We start from the raw sequence: 21299 nt of genomic DNA, 5'->3' as shown, positions 1-21299 counted from the left end.
CTCTCTTTATTTTATCCACTTTGTCTATCGGGGGAGATGGGACAAAGAAGAAGATACCCTACTATGCTTCTTACACGCGCGCTAACACTTGCTCTTTTTGTTTGACGAGCGGGATTACCTCCTCGCCAAAGCGTTGCAGGTCCGTTTCATAGTGGAAGTGCCCTGTGAGTACTAAATCAACGCCAATTGCTTTTAACTCTAGGATACGCTCCGATACTTCCTCGGCAGTACCAATAAGTCCAGTTTTAAAGCCATCATTATACTGGACTAGGTCTTCATAGGACGAGTTTGCCCACATTCCTTGACCGTCAGAAGCAGATTGACCAGCGTGCTTAACAGCTTCTCGGAAGCCTTTCACAGCCTCGTCATCCGCGTTTGCGACGATATCGCGCAGAAGCCCAACCGCCTCCTCTTTTGTATCTCTCACGATGGCAAAGCCATTTACGGCAAACTTTATTTTATCCTCACGTCCATACTTTTTCGCTCTTGCACGTACGTCCTCGATCTGTTCTTTAAAGCCTTCAAGTGTATTTCCATTCATAAAGTACCAGTCGGAATGCTCGGCCGCCATTTCGCGAGCTGCACTTGAATTACCACCTTGGAATACAGGAGGCTGACCATTTACTGGTTTTGGCTTTAACGGAGCCTGATTGATTCGATAGAAGTCACCTTGGAACGTTGCTTCTTCCTTTGTCCAGAGCTCACGTAATACTTGAATAAATTCAGAAGAGCGACGGTAGCGTTCATCATGATCAAGCCAGTGCTCCCCGTAACCGATAAACTCCTGTTTAAACCATCCACTAACAACGTTTAATGCGGCACGCCCATTGCTAATATTATCAAGTGTTGCGACCATCTTCGCGTATACACCAGGATGCCAAAGACCCGGATGGACAGCTGCAATAAGGTTAATCTTACTTGTTACGCTTGCTAAAGCAGAGGCAAGGGTGATGGCTTCTAACTGATTCTCCGCTCCATAGCTTGCAAACCAACGCGTTTGGAACAGTGCATAATCATAATTAACCTCTTCAGCTAGCTGTATGTAGCGCTTATTTGACTCAACATCCCACCCTGTTTGCTGAGGGAGCTTTGACACGACTAATCCACCACTAACATTAGGAACCCAATACGCAAATTGTACATTCGACATTTCTATTCCTCCTTGTTTATGCATCCTCTTATCACGATAAAAAGCCCTCTTTAAGGTGAAGAAAAGAGGGCTTGAAGTCACATCAACATGTGGCTATCCGTCTAATCTCATCTTCGGATCTATTATAGATCCTCTGAACTTGGCACCGTGCAATAGCCGGTTGCCGAGGCTTCGTAGGGTCAGTCCCTCCACCTCTCGTGATAAGAAAATGATTAAGTTAGGCTTTATTCTAGCAGGTCTACTAAAAAGGTCAAGAAGTTTTTAGAATTATTTGAACGAACAGATAATTTTACATGATTGATTGAACAAGCTTCGTTATATATTTTTCAGGCCAGTCATGAAGTCGTCCAAATAAGGCTGACTGATGAAGTCCTAACGTTCGAATTTTGTTTGACGGGTTTCCTTTTAACGCTTGTACGAGCTGATAAGACGAAATCTCCATAGGCTCCATGCTAACAAGCTGTTGAATCGATTCTACTTCCACTCGCGTAATAGAGAAGCCTTTTCGGCTAAATAAAATATCATCCGGCTTTGGTCTGTTCGCTTCGACGCTTTTGCGTAGAGTATCCTCGACTTGCTCTAGCTCCTCTAAAAGCGTGCGCTCGTCCAGTGTCAGCCAGGTCGACACCTTTTTAAGCACCGCTACATCTGGTAAATAGACGTGTTGCAGGCTCACAAGCGTAGGTTCAATTTCCTCATTGGGCAATCGAATGCTATCAATCGCTTGGTATGCAACAACTGCCGGATGATCGCTGTTTGTGTTTGCCTCCTGCTGGAGTGTTAAGATCGTGACCAGCTTCTCTTCGTATGGCTTAAGGAAATCGTGTAATTCTCTGAGCTCCCGAAGTGCGGTTATCACTTTGGGACTTTGTTCCGCGATCGTATTGAACTGACGTTCAATGGTGGCAATACGTTTGATTGCCTGTGGCATATCAACTTCAAAAGGCAGATAGACCCGATTTTCGTCCAAATCATACGTAATCCCATAGTCACACTCGTAGCATGTGCAGACTAGAGTCTCGTTGTCAGTTGCGAGCTCCTTGTCATGCTCGCACATCGTGTACCGCCACTCGGGTGTGATATGTCGATACGGGCGCATCACGACGCCAACGCGGTGGCGCCAGTACGAGATGTCCTCTGGATAATTAAGAACACCAAGTAAAGAAGATTTATTTAACGCTTCAACAGCGTGTACAATTGGTCGTTTTGCTTGAGCAAGCTGGATAAACGGATGCTGATCAAATGCTTCACGCATTTGTTCAAGCCATGTCTCGCGAGACTGCTTGCTGAGCTTTGCGCAAAAGATAAAGTCTTTTACGACGCTTTTTACGTGTGATGCAAGCTGGATAGCCGATAGTTTGGCATATTCCTTTGGATAAAACGAGTCCTGCACAATAGGGATCGGCGCAGACATTTCCTCCCATAAAAATTGCTCTGGGCGGACAAGAGTTGGGAACGCCTCATCGTTACCGAGTACTGGCACAGGAAGTCTTAGTTCATCCGTTTTAAGAAAAGACGTCAAGAGCTCGATTTCATCAGCTGTTAATTCATTAAATGCTTGAGTGGCAGCATGCTGTAAACGAGTCACATTTGCTTGATCCTCCTTCGATCCAATTGATCGAAAGCCATGTCGCTTCGCTCCTACTGGCACAAAAACAAGTGATGGGTAAGCTTCAATAATGTAGCCAAGCTGATACGTAGTCATGTACAACAGCTCCTTCAACGGGTGATACCTTTATTATACTTCTGATAGGGGGGATTAGACAAAGAAGACGACGAGGAGAAGCTTCTGCCTTGGGTTTCATCAGAGCAGATTGCAAAGCTTAAACACTTTACTCCAACCACCTCCAAAACATTTCTCTTATCAGCAAAAAAACAGGTTCAAGATTGTAAATAAAGAGGTATGATAGTCTTAGGTATATACAACAGAAGGAGGGAATATATGTATTGTTCGACGTGCGGAAATCAGATGCAAAGGCGAGGCAAATACTGTTCATCCTGTGGGAATAGAAGAAAGCGCTCATTTTTAGTTACGTTTGTTGTACTAATGTTCTTAGCTGTTAACGGTACGTTAGCTTATGTAGTACTAGATCCATTAGCATATTTTTTGCCAGATCAACAGGAGCAGACAGAAGCTACTTCATCGCCTGAAGAGAGAGTTGCCCTTGTGTCGGACACGGAAGAACAATTAAACATAAAGCAACCGCAGGCTATCCGTAACATCGTAAGCCCTGACGAAGAAAGCGAGAGCGCGCGTAATCTTACCAAGATTATTGCAGACGCACAGCAACACGTGTATACGATCTACACACCAGCCGGACAAGGGTCAGGCTTTTTGTATAACGGGGGTGGTGTCGTAGTCACAAACGCCCACGTGGTGGAAGGATTTACAGATGTGACTCTAACAACTTTGGCAGGCACAGAGCACAGCGGCCAAGTAATTGGGTACTCAAACGAGATTGATGTAGCGATTGTGTACGTTGCAGACTTTGTGGGCAGGACTCCCTCTAGCATTGCCCATGAGAAAAAAATAGATGTGGGAGAGAGTGTGCTTGCTCTAGGTACTCCACTAGGCTACGAGAATTCAGTTGCGATGGGCTACGTCACTGGCGCTGGACGAGACTTTGTTATTGATAACTTTACCTATTCAGATGTCTACCAAATCTCTGCTCCAATTGAGCCTGGTAATAGTGGCGGTCCACTGATGACGATTGAGACAGAAGAAATCTTTGCGATCAATTCTGCTAAAAGAAATGACGCTTCGTTGATTGCATTTAGTATTCCTATCTATACCGTTTATGATCTGATTGAAGGCTGGATTACCAATCCTTTAAGTCGTGACCAAGTGAATGAGCTTTTCTACAACAGCTTCGGGGAGTTTTACTATAGTGACGGCTGGCTTGACGGAGATTTTTATGGTGGAGATTATTCGGCGGACGCCGATTATTATGAGTACTGGGAGTGGGACGACGAGTTTTGGGAAGATTACTATAGCAACTATGATTATTATTACGATGATGACTATTACTACGAGGAAGATTACTACTATGAAGAAGACTACAACGAAGGCGAGTTTTATTATAATGATGAGCTTTATTATGAAGATGAGGATTATTATTATGAGGACGATGAGTACTACTACGAAGAAGATGAAGACTATTACTATGAGGATGACGAGTATTACTATGAAGAGAACGAATTTAATTCATCCGGTTTAGACACGTTTGATGGAGAGCCTTACTTCGACGGAGAATTTTATTATTACGATGATGGAGTCGAGGATCTTTACGGCAACTTCTGGACCTATGAGGAGTTTTTTGAGTAAGTGTCCTAATAAAAAGAAGCCTCGCACGAGCACGGTCGCTCGCACGGGGCTTCTTTCAATCTTTTCTCTCCAAAAACCTCTTACAAGTCAACTCCCCGAAGTCTCATGAGCAGGATAGCCAGCTCCGCTCGTGTAACAGGCCTATTCGGCTCGAAGCGGTCAACTGCAACGCCGGCAACAACTCCAGATTGATAAAGTGTATCAATGTAAGATTCATAAGGACTGCCATACACATCTGTAAATAGATGGTTACGAATGTTGCTGTCACCTTCCTCACCATCAGCCTCCACCTCATACCCACGCACAAGCATAGCTGCAAGCTCACCACGCGTCACAGATGTCTGAGGTAAAAAGTCACCGTTTGTCGTGCCGCGCACAATCCCCGCATCATAGAAAGCCTGCACCTGACTCGCATAAGGATGATCCTCACTAATATCACGAAACAAGCTCATCGCAACTAACGAATCAACATCCAACTGAAGCTCCCGAGCAAGCATTAACCCAGCGTGTAAACGTGATACGGATGCAGCAGGCTGAAACGATCCATCAACAAATCCTGTAATGACTCTATCCTGAGCCAGTTGCATAATTGCTTCATAGCCAATGGTATCACCGTCAACATCGTTGAATGAAATCACTTCTTCACCACCATCATTCGCAGGTTCACCAAACATCGCTAATGACGAGAGAGCTTCTCCGTTAAAATCAAACAATGCTTGATTTTCCCACGCGTTCCCTTCGCCATCACGCCAGCCGGCATTCTCAGATGGAATCCAAGTGGGTTCCCAGTAGAAGAAGCCTCTACCACGATCGTTTGGGACGGATTGAATAACTGCTTCTAAGTCACGTACAAAAGCAAGCTGTCCTTCCGGGCTCACTGGATAGCCAGCTATTTCTGCATCCTCTGCAGAAAAGATATTCTCATGTCCATCACCATCGTCTAATGTAAACCCATACGCGGTTTCTACCACTAAAACGTCACGGTCGTAGCGCTCGCTAATGTCATGCAGGTTCGTGCGCAAATCCTCCAACGAGCCATGCCAGTAAGGGTAGTAGGAGAGACCGATGATATCGAAATCAGCCAGACCACGGGAGGTTACTTCGTCGAACCACCATTGGTACAGACCGTTATCGCCACCGTCAGCTAGATGAAGCATGATCTCTGGATCAGCACCAGCGGGAGTTGCATCATGAATCGCGTCAATGCCAGCCTGTAAAAGGGTCACAATGTTATCAAATCCACCGTAATCCTCTCCAAGCACATCACCATACGCCTTCCCATCCGGCCAGAGGAGACCGCCTTGAATTTCATTCCCGACCTGAATCATTTCGGGAAAAGCATCGACCTCCTCTAACGCCGTCAATGTTTCATACGTATGGTCATACACCGCCTGCGTCAGCTCATCAAAGGAGAGATCCTCCCAAGCTTTTGGCTTGTCCTGTCTGCCTGGATCCGCCCAAAAGTCAGAGTAGTGAAAGTTTAACAGGAGCTTCATATCTGTCTCGCGGACACGCTCCGCCATCGCGACGGTCTCCTCTAAATCATTTGCGCCACCGACATTAATTGGATCCTTCCAAATTTTTAAGCGGATGTAGTCGGCACCGTGATACTCTAGAATCTCAAGCGCGTCTGAAGGCTGTCCGTCTACTGTAAACACCCCTCCGCCTCTCTCTACTTTAGGCAGTAGCGACGTGTCTGCGCCTCGAATAAATTCCTTCTCTGCTCCCTCTTCTGCAAAAACGGGCGTGCTCGCGCCAATCAGTAACGACGATCCTACAGCAAATGCGAGTAATCTCTTCATCCTTGCCCTCCTTTTAGTGGTGTAACTTCACTCGACACTTTCACTGACACCTTCTCCACAACCGCTTCATAGCCCTTAAGCACAACCGTCCGGTCAAGCTCTGGCACAAATCCAAGCTCCTGCGGTTCCTCCGTCAGATTCATCACAAACACATAATCGTGCACTCCATCACTTCTCTTTTGGACAGAAACACCGGAAGGAATCGCCACAGAGATAGCGGCCTTCACCTCAGCTTCCTCTAGCACCACATCATAGAGCTTTCGTAACAGGTCCATCTCAGGTCGGGCTGCTACATAAAATGCCGTACCATGCTCATACGAATGCTTCGTAAAGGCTGGGTGACCTGCATAAAAGTCTTCCTCATACGTAGCGAGGACGTCTGCCCCCGTAGTTGAAGCGATTTCGCAAAGGTGCTTGACAGCGCCCTCCACAGCACTGCCTTCTCTACCAGAAATCAGATTGCGCTCCTCCTCATATAGCCCGTCAATCTCCTCAGGGAAGACGCCAATTGCTCGTGTAAAAGCTTTCGCACGACCTCCAAGGTACGTTAAGTCACGTTCATCAACGACACCTGACCAATAGGTGGTAACGAGCGTGCCACCTTGCTTTACGTACTGCTCAAGTGCGCTTGCAGTTTGCTCCGTCATCATGTAGAGCATGGGCACAATGACAAGATCATACGAGTGTAGCGCGTGCTTTGGTGAGATAACGTCAGTTGGAATACCACGCTCCCATAGTATTTGATAGTGCTCGCGAACGGTTTCTTCATAGTACATGCCTTGATTTCTTGGACCTTGTGACTCCTTAATCGCCCATCTGTTATCCCAATCAAACATAATCGCAGCTTTCGCTGGAACCGTTGTACCGACGACGTCGTCAAGCTCTGTCAGTCTACTGCCAAGCCTTGCGACATCCTGGAAGACTCTCGTTTTATTCGTTCCTTCATGGCTTATTACAGCGCCGTGGAATTTCTCACTAGAACCGCGGCTTTGGCGCCATTGGAAATATTGGACTGTATCGGATCCGTGCGCGATCGCCTGTAGGGAAGACAGCTCGTGCATACCTGGTTTTTTAAGCTTACTGACCGGCTGCCAGTTCGTTTGGGCTGGTGTGCTCTCCATTAGCATGAAGGGTTGACCGCCCTTTAACGAGCGCATGAGATCATGATTAAATGCGGTCCACACGGCTGTTTCCAGTGCTTTTCCTGGCGTGTGCCAAGTTGGATAGCTATCCCATGAGATCACGTCAACATACTTGGCAAACTGCCAATAGTCTAGCCCTTCAAACGCCTCCATGAAGTTCGTCGTCACAAGTAGGTCAGATCCTGCCTGCCTGATCGACGCGACTTCATGCAAATAAAAATCGATCGTTTGCGACGTGACGAATCGCTTCCAGTCGAGGGCGAGTCCATGCACCGACTTTTCGCCATGCGGAGCAGGGGATTCGATCTGCTCCCAGTCTGTATACGTGTGGCTCCAAAACGTTGTCCACCAAGCATGATTCAGTGCCTCAAGCGTCTTATATTTATCTTTCAAAAACTCGCGAAAAGCTGTTTGGCAATTATCGCAGTGACAATCGCCGCCGTACTCATTGGAAATGTGCCAGCCGATCAAAGCTGGATGATCCTTGTAACGCTCGGTTAAGAGCGTATTGATTAACGCTGTCTTTTCCCGATAGACGGGTGAGGTCATACAGTGATTATGACGCTCCCCATGTAGGTTACGCTGTCTCGCAGCTGTCACGCGAAGCACCTCAGGATATTTTTGCGACATCCAAGCAGGGCGTGCGCCTGTTGGTGTAGCTAGGAAGGCGGAGATCCCCTCTGTAGCTAAACGATCCATAACGGTATCAAGCCATTCAAACGTGAATGTACCTTCTTCGGGTTCTAAGGTGACCCAAGAAAAAATGCCAATAGACACAACGTTTATATGTGCCTCTTTCATGAGAGCGAGATCCTGCTCAAAGATAGCAGGGTTATGAAGCCACTGCTCGGGATTGTAGTCTGCGCCATGAAGCATATGGGGGACGCGCTCTGAGATTGGTTTAAAACGTTTTGTCATTGTATATCACCCTTTAATCAAGTTGTTCGCGATGCCTAGCCCTTCGTACCTCCAGCGGTTAGTCCGGAGATTAAGTATCTCTGAAGGAATAGAAATACTGCTGCAATAGGAATGGCGACTAGAATCGCACCTGCTGCAAATCGCGTAAAGTTATTGTCGAATTCGTTGCTAACAAAATTAAATAATCCTAGTGCAAGTGTAAAGTTTTCCTCACTACGCAAGATGATTCTCGGTAGGAGGAAGTCCATGAATGGAGTCATAAATTGAAATAGTGCTACAACCGCTAAGATTGGTTTAGCAAGAGGAAGCATAATGGTAAAGAAGATACGTAATGGGCCTGCTCCGTCAATACGAGCAGCTTCGTCTAACTCTCGTGGAATCGTATCAAAGTAGCCCTTTACAAGGAAGGTCATCATTGGAATACTTGATCCAACGTAAATAATGATGAGTCCCCACAAGTTATCGATCAATCCAATCATACTTAATAGTAAATAAATAGCGACCATTGCCATTAAAATCGGGAACATTTGCAAGACGAGTAAAATGTACAGCCCATTCTTACGCCCTTTAAACGTAAATCTCGAGAAGGCATACGCCGTTAACGCGGCTACGATAACGGAGAAAAGAGACGTTAAACTAGCGACAAACAGACTGTTTTGATACCACATCAGGTATCGTCCTCTTGGATCATCAAAAAAGAGCCATCTGTAATGCTCGAAGCTCCAGCTCTCAGGAAACATAGAAGCTGCAAATAAACTCCTGCCAGGGTTCACAGACATTCCAATCGTCCACAGCAGAGGATAGGCAATGATGATAAACATGATGACAAACACAGCGTAAATAGCGGCGACTTCTAGCTTACTTTTCGTTCGGCGTGTCAATAGATTTCCCCCTCCTCTTTAAAGGTACGTGTACGTCGGAACTGCAGAAAGGCAAAGGAGGCGACAATTAGTCCAATAATCATCGAAATAGCTGCTGCCATGCTGTAGTTTTGCTGGCTAAATGTTAAGTTGTACACCCATGAAATCAGGATATCGGTCCCGCCGGCGTTCTGGCCTCTAACAGCAGGTCCTCCTTCGTTAAACAAATAAATAATATTAAAGTTATTGAAGTTAAACGTATACTGCATAATCATAAGCGGAGCTGTTGCAAACATGACGTGTGGAAAAGTGATTGATCGAAACTTTTGCCAGCGTGAAGCCCCGTCTACGTCTGCGGCTTCATACCATTCGTTTGAGACACTTTGTAAGACCCCTGTGAATAAGGCAAATACAAAAGGAAAGCCTAGCCAAACTTGAATGGCTATAATGGCAACTCGGGTCCAAAAGACATCGGTTAACCATGGAATGCTCATAGAGAATAACGGCTCCATAATTTGACGGTTAATCGCACCAAATCCATCATTAAACATCGCTGCAAAAATTAAAATAGAGACAAAACCGGGAACTGCCCAAGGTAAGATGAGCATCGTACGAATTGTTCTCTTAAACTTTATTCGCTTGTCATTTACGAGTACGGCAAGAAAAAGAGCGAGAATAATTTGAAGCGTTGTAGCTACTAACGTCCAAATAATCGTCCAACTGAATACAGATACGAATGTATTTTGCCACATCGGGACAGTGATGAGTTGCACAAAATTTTCGATCCCAACCCAGTCAAGTAAAGCCGCAGGGGGAGAATTGCGCAGGCGATAGTTGACGAATGCTAGAGAGAGCATAAAGGCGAGTGGGAGGATGATCGAAAATACGACGAGAAATAGTCCAGGCCCTATTAAAAAATAAGGAAAGGACTTCTCATAAGAATGGTGAAAGGCCTCTCGTAAGGTTGGCACATGGAAGCCTTGTGCAAGCTTTGTCGCATCACGGTGCGCATCCTTTATATTAAAGATGTAAAATCCGATAGCCATTGTAAGCAAAACGATCGTCACTAGCCCTTGAATAAGTAAAATGAGAGAATGATCGCGTCCGATGATTGTTCCTAATGTCACGATTCCCCATAAACCCATATCGATGAAATCCATGAATGCTATAAAAAATGCGAAAGCAAAAATGAGAAAGATAGAACCTTTAACAAAACGGCGGTTATACAGCTGTCCTACTCCAGGAATGATGGAAAGAAGCGCTGCTTTTTTAGGAGAGTGTGAACGCTCCTTTATCTCTGTTGTCATACATATTAGCCTCCTTCTGTGCGGCTCATGACAAGAATAGATCTGATTAGAGGAGGACGTGGGGTTACTCCACGCCCGTCTAATCTGTTTAGCTGAGCCGAATACATGCAGCTTTCTATTCCATCATCATGATGTAGTCGCGAATCTCTTCCACTGCTTCCTCTAATACTTCAGCTGGCTCTTCTCCATCCGCAATGTATTGTAAGGAATCCTCCATAGGTGCCCACACTTGACCCATCTCCGGAATGTTAGGCATTGGAATAGCAGTTTGAGACTGCTCTAAAAAGGCTTCTGCAAATTCGCTCGTCACTTCTGCATCTGGTCTAGCAGGGATTTCTCCCGTTTCGTCATAATAGTAGGACTGCGCGTCAGCGGTAGTTAAGTGCAACGCGAGCTGAGAAGCCCAATAGGTACTATCCGAATAGTTTGAGACTAGCCATCCCTTTACTCCCGCAAAAGGCGTTGGTTCCTCTCCGCTTGAGAGCGTTGGAATCGTCGTCACGCCTAGGGAATCACCGAGAGCATCCGAGAAGTTAGCAAGCGCCCAAGGCCCAGAGACAACCATCCCAACTTTCCCATCTGTGAAAAGCCCATTTATGACATCCTCATCAACTGTTCTTGGAATGATGCCGCGGTCAAACAAGGATTGGACCTCTTCGTACGCAGTCACTGCTCCTTCGCTTGCTAAGCCGATATCATCGGTGTCATAGTTACCATCGGCGTCCTGACTAAAGACATATCCACCGTGACCACCGATCCAAGGGAAAACGTGGTAAAAGTTGAGTGCCTCAAATAAAAAACCATAATCATCATTCGCTGCGTCCGTCATCTCCTCGGCAAGCGCATAGACCTCTTCCATCGTCTCTGGCACTTCCTCGACTAAATCACGATTATAGTAAAGTGCGGTATTTTCGATGACAAGGGGAACTCCGTAAACTTCTCCGTCTAATGTGAACGATTGTACTGCTTCTTCCGTATATTCGCTTAGTGCATCCTCTGAGACTTCAAGTGGAGCTAGTAGGTTTTGGCTCGTCAGCTCTCCTAATCGATCGTGCGGCTGAAAAATTAGATCTGGTCCAATTCCGGATGGACCGTCTAAAGCGAAAGCCTCATCTTGGTCCGCCATTAAATAAGGCGTTACAACAACGTCAATGCCTGTTTCTTCGGTAAACTGAGACGCAAGCTCTTCAATAGCCGCAAACTGATATTCATCATCGTTCGCCCAGATTTCCAGTGACTCCGGCATTTCCGGTTCATCAGCTGAATCTGACGTGTCATCCGTATTTTCATTGACCGGTGTGTTTGTGGCGCCCTCATTTTGAGTGAACTCTTCATTGTCAGGTCCGCAGGCTGTCAATACAACAACGCTTGATAGTAATACGGTTAAAGCATATCGCTTCATTTCCCCATCCCCTTTAGAAAATAGTGTGTGGAAATAGTCACATAAAGTATAATAATATCTTTTTGTGGCTACTTTCAGTTTATAAACTTAAATACTTGATATACAAACATTATAAGCGCTTTCAAAAAGTTCCTGATATAAAATAATTCGCTACTAATATAAGAATATGAAACAAAAACACGATGTCTATGTAAGGGACATCGTGCCTAATGGTGGAGAATACGGTACTGCTTTGGGGTGATTTGTTCGCGGCGTCGAAAGGTTGCGACGAAGTGGCTAACATCCTTAAATCCTGTCAGACTTGCCACTTGATTTAAGGGAAGATCGGGGCTTGCAACAAGAAGTTCCTTTGCTTTTCGAATGCGTAGTTGGACAAGAAAAGAGTAAGGACTCGACGAAAATGTTTCTTGAAAAAGCCGATTTAAGTACTGAGGACTCACATTCGCGTGTTTTGCAATATCTGCAAGGCCGATGTCTTCTGCAAATGAAATTTCGAGCCAGTCGACGATGGGACGTACTTTTTCATAGAAATGAGAGAGAGAGTGAGAGTTATTCGCCCTCGCGTGCTGTTTGAGCTGAATCAAAAAGTCATAGAGATAGCGTGACAGTTGTAAAGAGGAGAACTCAATGTTTGTTTGCACTTCCTCCATCATTTTGTAAATGATCTGTGTGAGTGGTTCGTCCCGTGGCTCTTCGTAAACAGCCGATCCGTTTAACTCGAGAGCCGTCAAAATCGAAGAGACGGATGCTCCGCCAAACGTGATGTAGGCTGTAGACCACGGACGCTTCACTGTGTGATAGGCATGAGGCGTGTATGGGTTAATGAAGATGCCTCGACCTTTCGGCAAGGGATAGCTCTGTCCTTGGAACGTAAATAATCCTTCGCCATCTGTCGTTTGTAGCCAGTGGTAATGCGGATAGCCTTCTGGGCGGTTGAAGTCTAATTCTTGCGGATTATATCCGACACTCTCTACAAAAAGAGGTAGCGAGGACCCTGTTTGTGAGAACGTATAGCGCTTTTTAGAAAAGTACATCTGATCACCTCTTTAGGTAAACTCTTTGTTTATAAGAGTCACATGAAACCGTTAGAAAGAAAAGTGCTTTTTTCATAATAAATAAGGGAATAGGTAAAAAGGAAGCTAATTGTAAGGGCTTTAGTAACAGGATATATGGTATACTATTAGAAAATTCAAACAAAAAAGGAGATGGTAGCGATGGGGTTAAATGCGGGTCCAATTTACAGCGCGTTGATCATTGCTATCATTCTTTTTGTTTATTCCCGTGGAGGGCAAGGCATAGATACCCTTCAAAATAAATTGTTTCGCTCAACGCTTGTCGTAACAATTCTCTCGATGCTAGCACTTTTAATGACTGTCTATATAGAGAGCAACGCAGATCAAATGTCGACTACAGTTCAACATGCTAATAATATCTTTACCAGGCTACTCATGATTGGTGTCTTTCCTCTTATTTTTTATTATTCGACTTCGATCATTTGGAAGGCACCTAAACACGTCTATCAGTGGATAAAAACAACCAGTTTTATCTACCTTCTTTTTGCTGTTCTCGTTATGATTTCCCCGTTTACTGGACTGATTTATCAACTGGAGGAGGGCGTCGCAACGACTCCAGGGCCACTCTATCTTGCTATGTATATTGTCCCCATCTTTTACTTGTCGTTGATCGTCCTAGTTGTCTATAGAATGCGCAACAAACTCCCGCTCAACCTGCGTCTTGTTTTACTATCCTACCCGCTACTAGGTCTCGCGCTTGCAGGCGTAGAATTCATTTTCCCTGAGCTGCTAATCTCTAGCACAGCCGTAACAGCGGGCCTAACCATTACCTACCTCTATGTGCAAAACAAAAAAATACTGGAGGACGATCTCACAGGCGTGTTAAATCGTCGAGCATTTACTCAAATCCTCAAGATGCGTCTAGAAAATCGAGAGGATACGTTAATTACACTAGTCAGCCTACACGATTTTAAGTCGATCAACGATCAATATGGAGAAGAAATCGGAGACCAAGCACTTCATGCATTTGCTAAATACCTTTCTACACTTAGTAAAGAGGGACGAGTGTGTCGGTTCTCAGGTGATGAATTCGCTATTGTATCGAGTTATACAGCAGAGGCTGATTGCATGCAAGCCATTCATACAAGGCTACAGGATACATGGGATGTGAACGGTATTGTCGTAAAACTACGAGCGACGATTGTCACCATTCCTATTCCAAAAGTGACGGGCACGATTGAGGACACTGTAGCAGTATTAGAAAGGCAAGTTAAAATGAATAAAAAAGCAGGCATAGAAGTCGATACGATTACGACGCATGCGCTTGTTTTTTTCAAAAGAAGACAAACGATCGAAGAGATCTTAAAGAAAGCCATTCATTTACGAAATGTGGATGTGTATTTTCAGCCAATCTACTGTGTAAAGACAGGTGAGTTTCGTTCGCTAGAAGCTTTAGCTAGGCTCCACTCGGCGGAGCTTGGATTCATCTCACCCGGAGAATTTATCCCGATTGCAGAAGAGAAGGGGCTGATTCAGGAGTTAGGAGAAGTACTTTTAGAGGTAGTCTGCCAAGCTAAAAAGCGTCTTCGTATAGAAGGGATTTCGATTGATCAAATTAACGTCAATATCTCTCCTATTCAAATCTTTCATGATCGTTTGATGGAACGCGTCCTCGATGTTTCCACTAGAGAACAAGTAGACTGTGGATTTTTGCACTTTGAGCTAACGGAAAGTGTGGTACTCGACAACATGGATAAGATGAAAGTAGCGATGGAGGAGTTTGAGGCACTAGGCATTGGATTTAGTCTAGATGACTATGGGACAGGGTATACAAATATATCAAATGTGATTCAATTCCCGTTCTCCTGCATTAAACTAGATAAGACGCTATTGTATGAGGCTGAGCGAAATGAAGATAATTTTATTGTGATTCAAGCACTTGCACAGTCGTTTAGGCAGATTGGAAAGCACGTGGTTGTGGAGGGCGTAGAGACACAGGAGCAGCTCGAGCTTGCCTATCGGATGGGAAGTAACTTTGTACAAGGTTATTATTTTGCACGTCCGATGCCACTTCGAGAACTAGTACGCTTTTATAAAGATAATCGCGTTCGAACGTTTTAAAGGAGAGTATGCGGCACATGGATCAAGCGACGTTTTTACTTCAAAGGGCAGTGCGTATGCAAGCGACTTATATGGAGTCAGGAGAACTGGTGGAGCGAAGTACACCAGTTCTTTGGTATGGACAAACAGGAGCGGAGCTAGTAACTGTAGGGGTGAATCCTTCTAAAGGGGAGTTTTTGTTGCGGAGCGGTTGCGTGAGACCTCTTGAACAACGTAAGTTTTTTACGCGCGATAAAGAAGGTAGCTTACAGGAATTTCATGATGATGAGATCATGCTTCGGAAGTCGATTAGCTATTTTCAAAAGTACTTTGCGAACGAATCGATCTCGAGACCTTGGTTTGGGCAAGAGGGAGGAGCTAAGTTAGAAGGTTTTTTGCAGGGGATGGGAGCTTCGTTTTATCGAGCAATGAACGAATCCATGCGTGCCATTCATGTCGATTATTTTCCATTTGCAACTATAAGGCAGATGGGAAAGATTCCAGAGCGAGAGACATGGTTTGAGGATGCTTCAGTGCATGAGTTGTTTAAAGAACGTGTCTTGTATTTAAAGCCGAAGAGGCTGTTGTCTCTCGGTGCTACAGTAACAGAGCAACTGTGTGCGTTAGGTGCCGTTTTAGGAGAGAAGCAAACTGTAGAGGGGTATCCATCTGCGATGTATCAAACAGGAACGTTTTTTGGCATTCCGATGGTCGTTCTTCATTTCCGGCCGTCCGAGCAATTTGTTGGTCTTGGAAGCAAGGTCGATTCATTGGGGCGGCATCACGGATCGTATACAAAAAAAGAAGTGCTAGCTGAGATAGGGAGATTGATAGGGGAGGGAGCCGATTGGTAGTTGGTAGTAGATCAGCGCGCGTAGAGAACCGTGCGGTTAATAACAGTGGCGGTGCGGTCAATAGCGTTGCACGAGCGGTCAATAACGAGAGTGTGATGGTCAATAGAGATTGTAGCGTTCAATGGTGGTGGCAGTTCAATCAAGAAATCGATTGGAACCCTTTATTACATCACATTTTTGTACGTTAATGTGGCTTGGTGCAAACGGAGGGCTATTTGACGCAATCGCCACCCTAATCGACGCATTCACCTACCAACTTGGTGCAAACGAATCTTACTTTGACGCATAGCTATTTGAACAGATGCAAAAGAAGCCCCGATTGACGCACCTTGAACACTATTTGCTGCAACCGAGCTTTAAACTGATGCAAGCGCTCTTTCAACTGACCCAACGGATGTCGAGTTTGATGCAAACGACAGCTAAAGTGATGCATACGGACTTCTACTTGACGCAAACCCCTCCATCCCCCAAAAAAACAAAAAAGCCCTCCCACCATTATTGGTAAGAGGGCTTTACCTACTAATCTACTTACTGCATGCGTAAGACAAAAATAGCTAATTCCGCTCGTGTAACAGGGCGGTTTGGTTCATACGCATTTGCACTCGTACCAGCTGTTAAACCAGCCTGATAAAGAGCGGAGATATACGGCTCATATGGGCTGCCAACAGCATCTGTAAATGGATGTGCTACTCCACTTGCTGCAGGTGCTACGTCATAGGCACGAACGAGCATTGCTGCAAGCTCTCCACGAGTAATAGCAGCTTGAGGCATGAAGCGACCGTCAGACGTTCCTTGTACAACACCGGCAGAGTAAAGGGCATTTACTTCTGCTAGATAGCGATAATCACTAGGAATATCGGAGAAACTACTTGAAGAAGTTGCAGCAAGGTTTAGTTCGCGCGCCAGCATCAAGCCAGTGTGTAGGCGAGTGATCGAGGCGCTAGGCTTAAACGTGCCGTCTTCAAATCCTGTGATCGTTCCAGCTTGTGCTAATCGCATAATGGCTTCATAGCCATTTGTTGCAGGAGTTACGTCAGGGAATGTTACCGGAGTACCAGGCTCTTCAGGCGTTCCTGGCTCTTCGGACTCCCCACGATCTGCAATTGCCCAGTAGCTTGGCTTCACGCGATAGTTGACGTCGAAGACGAACGGAGCGTCCTTACCAATTCCATCGTTGTATTCTTCTGCGCGATCGTCTAACCATGTATGGTTATCGCTAATTCCCCAGAAGGTAACGCTACTAATATTGTCTGATTGACGCTCATAAAGCTCAAAAATATCATTATAGCGATCTGCTTGTCTTTCAAACTCAAACATTGGAATCTCGTCGTAGCTTGGGTAAGCCGGGCGAGGTGGCCATCCGTATAAACTCACATCAAGCTCTGTAATTTGATTATCTAATCCAAGACCGGCAAACATTTCAATAGAGTCTTCCATCTCTTCTAATGACGGCCAGCCAATTTGAATGTGTCCTTGATGTCCCATACCATCAATTGGAACGCCATCTTCCACAAGCTCTTCTACTAAATTAAAGATAGCAGAGCGCTTCGGTTCAACCTCCGTATTGTAATCGTTGATAAATAGCTTAGCATCCTCATGCTTATACTCGGCAGCGGTCTCGAAGGCTACTCGAATGTAATCTGTGCCAGTAATTAAGTACCAAGGTGACTCACGAAGTCCACCATTATCATCCACCACTTCGTTTACGACATCCCACGAATCAACATCGTCTTTATAGCGTTCAACAATTGTTCTTACGTGTGTCTCAAGACGCTCTAGAAGGAGCACTTTATTTGCTTCTCTAGCGACTGGATCTGTCGCGTCTACCATTGGATTTCCAGCTTCGTCGAGGAAAAACCAGTCAGGTACTTGGCTGTGCCAAATTAGTGTATGAAAGCGAAGCGACATATCGTTCTCACGTGCAAATTCAACGAGCTTGTCTGCTTCTGTGAAGTCAAATTCTCCTTCAACTGGCTGAATGGAGATAGGCTTCATCACATTTTCGGCCACTAAGCTATTGTAATGGTGACGGAGCACATCGCCCGTCTCTCCTAATAGCTGGTGAGGCTCTACGGCCGCTCCGATATCAAAAATATCTGAGTAAATCTCGTGTAAAGGTGTCACATCAAGCGCGTGTGGTTCCTCCGCAAACGGGGAAGCACCAGCTGTAGTCGGTAATAAGAGTGCGAGCGATAAACCTGTAGCAACGGACAATTTTGTCTTGCGTGTAATCATCAAATCTCTCCCTTATCAATGTGATGTGTATGTGGGTCTTGCACGACATACCTAATTTAAAGCTACTTGATAGGTGTGAGCTCTTTTGTTGTGATTAGCGTCGTGATGCAAGCAAGTAGCGAGATGCCCCAAAAGAATCCGAGCATTGGAAGGAAATAATAGAGTGCTAGTAGAAGCAGGATGCCACCTAAAAAGATGAGCATGCTCTTCATATGTCGGAAAGGTAAAAATAGAGAAAGCGCTATCATTTTGAAGAAGGATAAATCGGGTCTAGATACGTAAACCGGAAAGAAGAAGCTTACGATAATGGCAAAGAAAAAGACGCTGATACCCATCCCTGTCATCATGAAGAATAGAAGCTCGTCAGGGAAAACAGTCATAATGTTAAAGTTGACAAAAAACAAGCCGAAAGCTAAAAAGAATACTAGTGCATATTTATTAGAGCGGATAAACTCTTGTTTCCAAATAGCAAAGAAGGTTGGGAGTATCTCGTAGGTCGACTCGCCCCGGGCGAGCCTCCCTACAAGTGTGTGTAGCGCAACCGTTGCTGGGAATAGTCCAGCGACAAAGCCACCTAAGGCAGTGAAGATGACCCACAAAAAGTGCATATAGGCGAGTTTAACAAGCCAATCACAGGCAACGTATAACGGGTTATTCATCCAGCGAACGGTAATCATGTACTACTCACTCCTCTTCGTACGTAAAGTAATCAAAATCTGCGTGCAGGCGCTGACCGCTGTAGTCCTGGCAGGCCATGCCGACAAACGTGCCGGTAAAACGAACTTGGGCTGCGGAATCATCGGACATGTGGGTTGTGTCTAGCTCGATTGAGACCTTCTCCCAGTCTGTGCGATTCTCGTCCTTAAAGAATAACTGTAGTTTATCGTAGCGAATCTCGCCGCGAAGCTTCACAGGTCCAGATTGCGCAATGCGAAGCGGTGGTGCTAGAAGCTCCTCATATTCATTTGCTTTCGTGCGAATAATTTGTAGAACGCGTCCTTTATCCGGGTGATGTGTCACGTGCAGATACACATGGTCCTCTGTATCGTAATACATGACAAGACCAGCTTTTTGCTGATAGTGTGTTGGGTCAAACGCGACCTCTGTCTCAATATTGCATGTAAAGGACGTTTGTCTTCTTGCCACAAGGCTTTGCTGGTGCACAGAAGATAAGGATTCACGTCCAAACAATCGTAAATGACCAGGACGTTCCGTTAGTGACACCCAGCTCTCGTCCATAGGAACTCGTAGGGAGTTCCATGCGCCACTTAGCGCATCAGTATCGAAGTTATCTGTTGCAGGTTCTTTTTCAAATGGGTGCTCTGGTAAGTTTGGTGCTTCCGTTGTATCCTGCGGGAACGAACCTAATCCATGAGCGAGACGAAGCCAGCCATCCTCCGTCCATTCCACTTTTTGAATCGATGTTTCCCGACCGAGCGTACAGTATTTGCCGTTTAGCGGACGACCGCATAAATGCGCAAAGTACCACTCGCCGTTCGGTGTGTCGACCAAACTTCCGTGCCCAGCCTTTTGAATCGGTAGATCACGGTGGTTATACGAGCTAATTAACGGATAGTTTGGATCCGTCTCATATGGTCCTTCAAGGTTTTTGGAACGAGCAACCGTCTCCGCATGCTCATACTCCGTACCACCCTCTGCTACTAATAAGTAGTAGTAGTCATCTTTTTTATAAATGTGTGGACCTTCCGTAAGCTTGATATCTGTTCCGTCGTAGATCTTTTTAGCTGGTCCAACAAGCTTTTGCTCTTCGACTGAATACTCCTGTAGAACGATGCCGGCAAAGGAATGATTCGCCGTGCGATAATCCCACACCATATTCACTAACCACTTACGCCCATCTTCATCGTGGAAAAGAGAGGGATCGAAGCCACTGCTATTTAAGAAAATGGGTTCCGACCATGGACCTTCAATAGATGGAGCCGTGACAAGGTAGTTGTGTGCATCCTTATAAGCGCCGTGCCACTGCTTGACATCGGTATAAATTAAGTAAAATGTGCCATCACTATAGCTTAAGCAAGGAGCCCATACGCCACCTGAGTTCATATTGCCTTTCATGTCGAGCTGTGACTTTCTCGTTAATGGATTCGATACGTGTCTCCAGTTCTTTAAGTCCTTTGAGTGGTGAATGCGTACTCCAGGGAACCATTCAAACGTCGAAGTGGCGATATAAAAATCGTCGCCAACTCGCATGATGGATGGATCTGCATGGAAGCCGGGTAGAATAGGGTTTTGAATTGTAGACATGTTATCTCTCCTAAGCAATGATTTTTGTTGTGAGTTTTAGCCTTTTACAGAGCCTGCTGTCATACCTTCCACAATACGATTACTTAAAAGAAGGAAGGCGATAAGGATAGGAAGCATACTAATGACAAGCGTTGCTCCAATTGCACCCCAGTCGGTAGAATATTGACCGATGAAGTTTTGAATACCAACTGTAAGCGTTTTGTTACGGTCTGAGCTTAAGAAGGTATTTACAAAGATAAATTCGTTCCAATTGTAAATCATGTTAATAATCGCAGTTGTAGCAACAACTGGCGCTGTGATCGGTAAAATGATACGGAAGAACATACGGTGCACGGAGCAGCCGTCCATAATTGCTGCTTCCTCAAGCTCCCTCGGTATTGTGTAATAGAAGCCGAGTAGGATCATCATCGTGAGAGGCAGGTTAAATGCCGTATACGTTAAGATAATAGAAAGGTGCGTATCCATTAATCCGACGCTTGAGAAGAAACTAAATAATGGAATGATCGTAGAATGAACTGGAATCATTAAGCCAACCATAAATAGTCCGAGTACAAGCTTATTTAATTTCCACTTCATTCGTGTAATCGCAAATGTGACAAAGCTTGCTAAGAGCACGGTTAAAATGACCGCAGAGCCCGTAACTAAGACACTGTTAAAGAAGTAGAGGCCAATATTTCCCTCTGTCCATACACGAGCGTAGTTACCCCACTGTGGATCGCCAGGGAGTGCTAATGGAGGAAGGTTAAATACCTCTTGGTTATCCTTTAACGAGAATAAAAACAGCCATACTAAAGGTAATATTTGAATAACGGCAACGAGTGATAACGCAATGTATAACAAAAGATTTAAGGGCTTAAAGCGGAATGGTCCGAGCTTCAGTCCTTCTGAAGTTGTAGCTGTTGCTGTGCTTGAAGACATGTACATTC

General features: G+C 45.2%; 16 protein-coding genes and 1 riboswitch. Of the genes, 4 read left to right on the top strand and 12 right to left on the bottom strand.

Annotated elements, in window-relative coordinates:
- Window positions 1–70: 70 nt before the first annotated feature.
- Together sfnG and FLK61_RS19205 are read right to left on the bottom strand one after the other, a co-directional pair.
- Window positions 71–1150, bottom strand: coding sequence for a dimethylsulfone monooxygenase SfnG (gene sfnG, locus FLK61_RS19210; RefSeq protein WP_176010951.1), 1080 nt, complete (start codon window positions 1148–1150; stop codon window positions 71–73).
- A gap of 104 nt (window positions 1151–1254) precedes the next feature.
- A riboswitch (SAM riboswitch) is annotated at window positions 1255–1357 on the bottom strand.
- 82 nt (window positions 1358–1439) lie between these two features.
- Window positions 1440–2855, bottom strand: a complete 1416-nt coding sequence (locus FLK61_RS19205) for an RQC-minor-2 family DNA-binding protein (RefSeq protein ID WP_176010950.1) — start codon at window positions 2853–2855, stop codon at window positions 1440–1442.
- A 237-nt stretch (window positions 2856–3092) separates the two neighbouring features.
- Between FLK61_RS19205 and FLK61_RS19200 the strand changes: the two genes are divergently transcribed.
- Window positions 3093–4475: a S1C family serine protease gene (locus FLK61_RS19200; protein WP_176010949.1), complete on the top strand. Its 1383-nt coding sequence runs from the start codon at window positions 3093–3095 to the stop codon at window positions 4473–4475.
- A gap of 80 nt (window positions 4476–4555) precedes the next feature.
- Here FLK61_RS19200 and FLK61_RS19195 read toward each other — a convergent pair whose 3' ends face one another.
- From FLK61_RS19195 to FLK61_RS19170, 6 genes are all read right to left on the bottom strand, one after another.
- The gene (locus FLK61_RS19195) at window positions 4556–6277 is read right to left on the bottom strand and encodes a glycosyl hydrolase 53 family protein (protein ID WP_176010948.1); all 1722 of its coding nucleotides are present in this window, start codon (window positions 6275–6277) and stop codon (window positions 4556–4558) included.
- A complete protein-coding gene (locus FLK61_RS19190; RefSeq protein ID WP_283811870.1) occupies window positions 6274–8337 on the bottom strand; it encodes a beta-galactosidase in 2064 nt (687 codons plus the stop codon). The genes FLK61_RS19195 and FLK61_RS19190 overlap by 4 nt, the downstream gene beginning before the upstream one ends.
- 35 nt (window positions 8338–8372) lie before the next feature.
- Window positions 8373–9218: a sugar ABC transporter permease gene (locus FLK61_RS19185; protein WP_283811869.1), complete on the bottom strand. Its 846-nt coding sequence runs from the start codon at window positions 9216–9218 to the stop codon at window positions 8373–8375.
- The gene (locus tag FLK61_RS19180; RefSeq protein ID WP_176010947.1) at window positions 9215–10504 is read right to left on the bottom strand and encodes a carbohydrate ABC transporter permease; all 1290 of its coding nucleotides are present in this window, start codon (window positions 10502–10504) and stop codon (window positions 9215–9217) included. Before FLK61_RS19180 ends, FLK61_RS19185 begins: the two co-directional genes overlap by 4 nt.
- Window positions 10505–10619: 115 nt before the next feature.
- Window positions 10620–11906, bottom strand: a complete 1287-nt coding sequence (locus tag FLK61_RS19175) for an extracellular solute-binding protein (protein ID WP_176010946.1) — start codon at window positions 11904–11906, stop codon at window positions 10620–10622.
- A gap of 206 nt (window positions 11907–12112) precedes the next feature.
- Window positions 12113–12940 (bottom strand): AraC family transcriptional regulator, encoded by an 828-nt coding sequence (locus FLK61_RS19170; protein ID WP_176010945.1) that lies wholly within the window; start codon window positions 12938–12940, stop codon window positions 12113–12115.
- A gap of 180 nt (window positions 12941–13120) precedes the next feature.
- Between FLK61_RS19170 and FLK61_RS19165 the strand changes: the two genes are divergently transcribed.
- From FLK61_RS19165 to FLK61_RS19155, 3 genes are read left to right on the top strand one after another with little or no spacing between them, the layout of a single operon-like run.
- Window positions 13121–15040, top strand: coding sequence for a putative bifunctional diguanylate cyclase/phosphodiesterase (locus FLK61_RS19165; protein ID WP_176010944.1), 1920 nt, complete (start codon window positions 13121–13123; stop codon window positions 15038–15040).
- A gap of 17 nt (window positions 15041–15057) precedes the next feature.
- Complete coding sequence (locus FLK61_RS19160; protein ID WP_176010943.1) at window positions 15058–15873, top strand: hypothetical protein; 816 nt, start codon at window positions 15058–15060, stop codon at window positions 15871–15873.
- Window positions 15867–16061, top strand: coding sequence for a hypothetical protein (locus FLK61_RS19155; protein ID WP_176010942.1), 195 nt, complete (start codon window positions 15867–15869; stop codon window positions 16059–16061). Before FLK61_RS19160 ends, FLK61_RS19155 begins: the two co-directional genes overlap by 7 nt.
- A gap of 340 nt (window positions 16062–16401) precedes the next feature.
- Here the strand turns inward: FLK61_RS19155 and FLK61_RS19150 are convergent, their stop codons facing one another.
- The 4 genes from FLK61_RS19150 to FLK61_RS19135 form a co-directional block, all read right to left on the bottom strand.
- The gene (locus FLK61_RS19150; RefSeq protein ID WP_176010941.1) at window positions 16402–18108 is read right to left on the bottom strand and encodes an endo-1,4-beta-xylanase; all 1707 of its coding nucleotides are present in this window, start codon (window positions 18106–18108) and stop codon (window positions 16402–16404) included.
- A gap of 62 nt (window positions 18109–18170) precedes the next feature.
- Entirely contained in the window at window positions 18171–18785 is a 615-nt protein-coding gene (locus FLK61_RS19145; RefSeq protein WP_176010940.1) for a YesL family protein, read from the bottom strand.
- 7 nt (window positions 18786–18792) lie between these two features.
- A complete protein-coding gene (locus tag FLK61_RS19140) occupies window positions 18793–20373 on the bottom strand; it encodes a glycoside hydrolase family 43 protein (RefSeq protein WP_176010939.1) in 1581 nt (526 codons plus the stop codon).
- A gap of 36 nt (window positions 20374–20409) precedes the next feature.
- Entirely contained in the window at window positions 20410–21291 is an 882-nt protein-coding gene (locus tag FLK61_RS19135; protein ID WP_176010938.1) for a carbohydrate ABC transporter permease, read from the bottom strand.
- Window positions 21292–21299: the final 8 nt, after the last annotated feature.

The organism is Paenalkalicoccus suaedae, from assembly GCF_006965545.2.
Taxonomy (GTDB): Bacteria; Bacillota; Bacilli; order Bacillales; family Salisediminibacteriaceae; genus Paenalkalicoccus; species Paenalkalicoccus suaedae.
The sequence above is the reverse complement of the archived record's forward strand: the minus strand, read 5'-3'. Positions and strand labels throughout refer to the sequence as shown.

Excerpts from the sequence above, each read along its gene's own strand:
- sfnG (WP_176010951.1), bottom strand. The coding sequence starts at position 1,150 with ATGTCGAATGTACAATTTGCGTATTGGGTTCCTAATGTTAGTGGTGGA.
- FLK61_RS19205 (WP_176010950.1), bottom strand. The coding sequence starts at position 2,855 with ATGACTACGTATCAGCTTGGCTACATTATTGAAGCTTACCCATCACTT.
- FLK61_RS19200 (WP_176010949.1), top strand. The coding sequence starts at position 3,093 with ATGTATTGTTCGACGTGCGGAAATCAGATGCAAAGGCGAGGCAAATAC.
- FLK61_RS19195 (WP_176010948.1), bottom strand. The coding sequence starts at position 6,277 with ATGAAGAGATTACTCGCATTTGCTGTAGGATCGTCGTTACTGATTGGC.
- FLK61_RS19190 (WP_283811870.1), bottom strand. The coding sequence starts at position 8,337 with ATGACAAAACGTTTTAAACCAATCTCAGAGCGCGTCCCCCATATGCTT.
- FLK61_RS19180 (WP_176010947.1), bottom strand. The coding sequence starts at position 10,504 with ATGACAACAGAGATAAAGGAGCGTTCACACTCTCCTAAAAAAGCAGCG.
- FLK61_RS19175 (WP_176010946.1), bottom strand. The coding sequence starts at position 11,906 with ATGAAGCGATATGCTTTAACCGTATTACTATCAAGCGTTGTTGTATTG.
- FLK61_RS19170 (WP_176010945.1), bottom strand. The coding sequence starts at position 12,940 with ATGTACTTTTCTAAAAAGCGCTATACGTTCTCACAAACAGGGTCCTCG.
- FLK61_RS19165 (WP_176010944.1), top strand. The coding sequence starts at position 13,121 with ATGGGGTTAAATGCGGGTCCAATTTACAGCGCGTTGATCATTGCTATC.
- FLK61_RS19160 (WP_176010943.1), top strand. The coding sequence starts at position 15,058 with ATGGATCAAGCGACGTTTTTACTTCAAAGGGCAGTGCGTATGCAAGCG.
- FLK61_RS19150 (WP_176010941.1), bottom strand. The coding sequence starts at position 18,108 with ATGATTACACGCAAGACAAAATTGTCCGTTGCTACAGGTTTATCGCTC.
- FLK61_RS19145 (WP_176010940.1), bottom strand. The coding sequence starts at position 18,785 with ATGATTACCGTTCGCTGGATGAATAACCCGTTATACGTTGCCTGTGAT.
- FLK61_RS19140 (WP_176010939.1), bottom strand. The coding sequence starts at position 20,373 with ATGTCTACAATTCAAAACCCTATTCTACCCGGCTTCCATGCAGATCCA.
- FLK61_RS19135 (WP_176010938.1), bottom strand. The coding sequence starts at position 21,291 with ATGTCTTCAAGCACAGCAACAGCTACAACTTCAGAAGGACTGAAGCTC.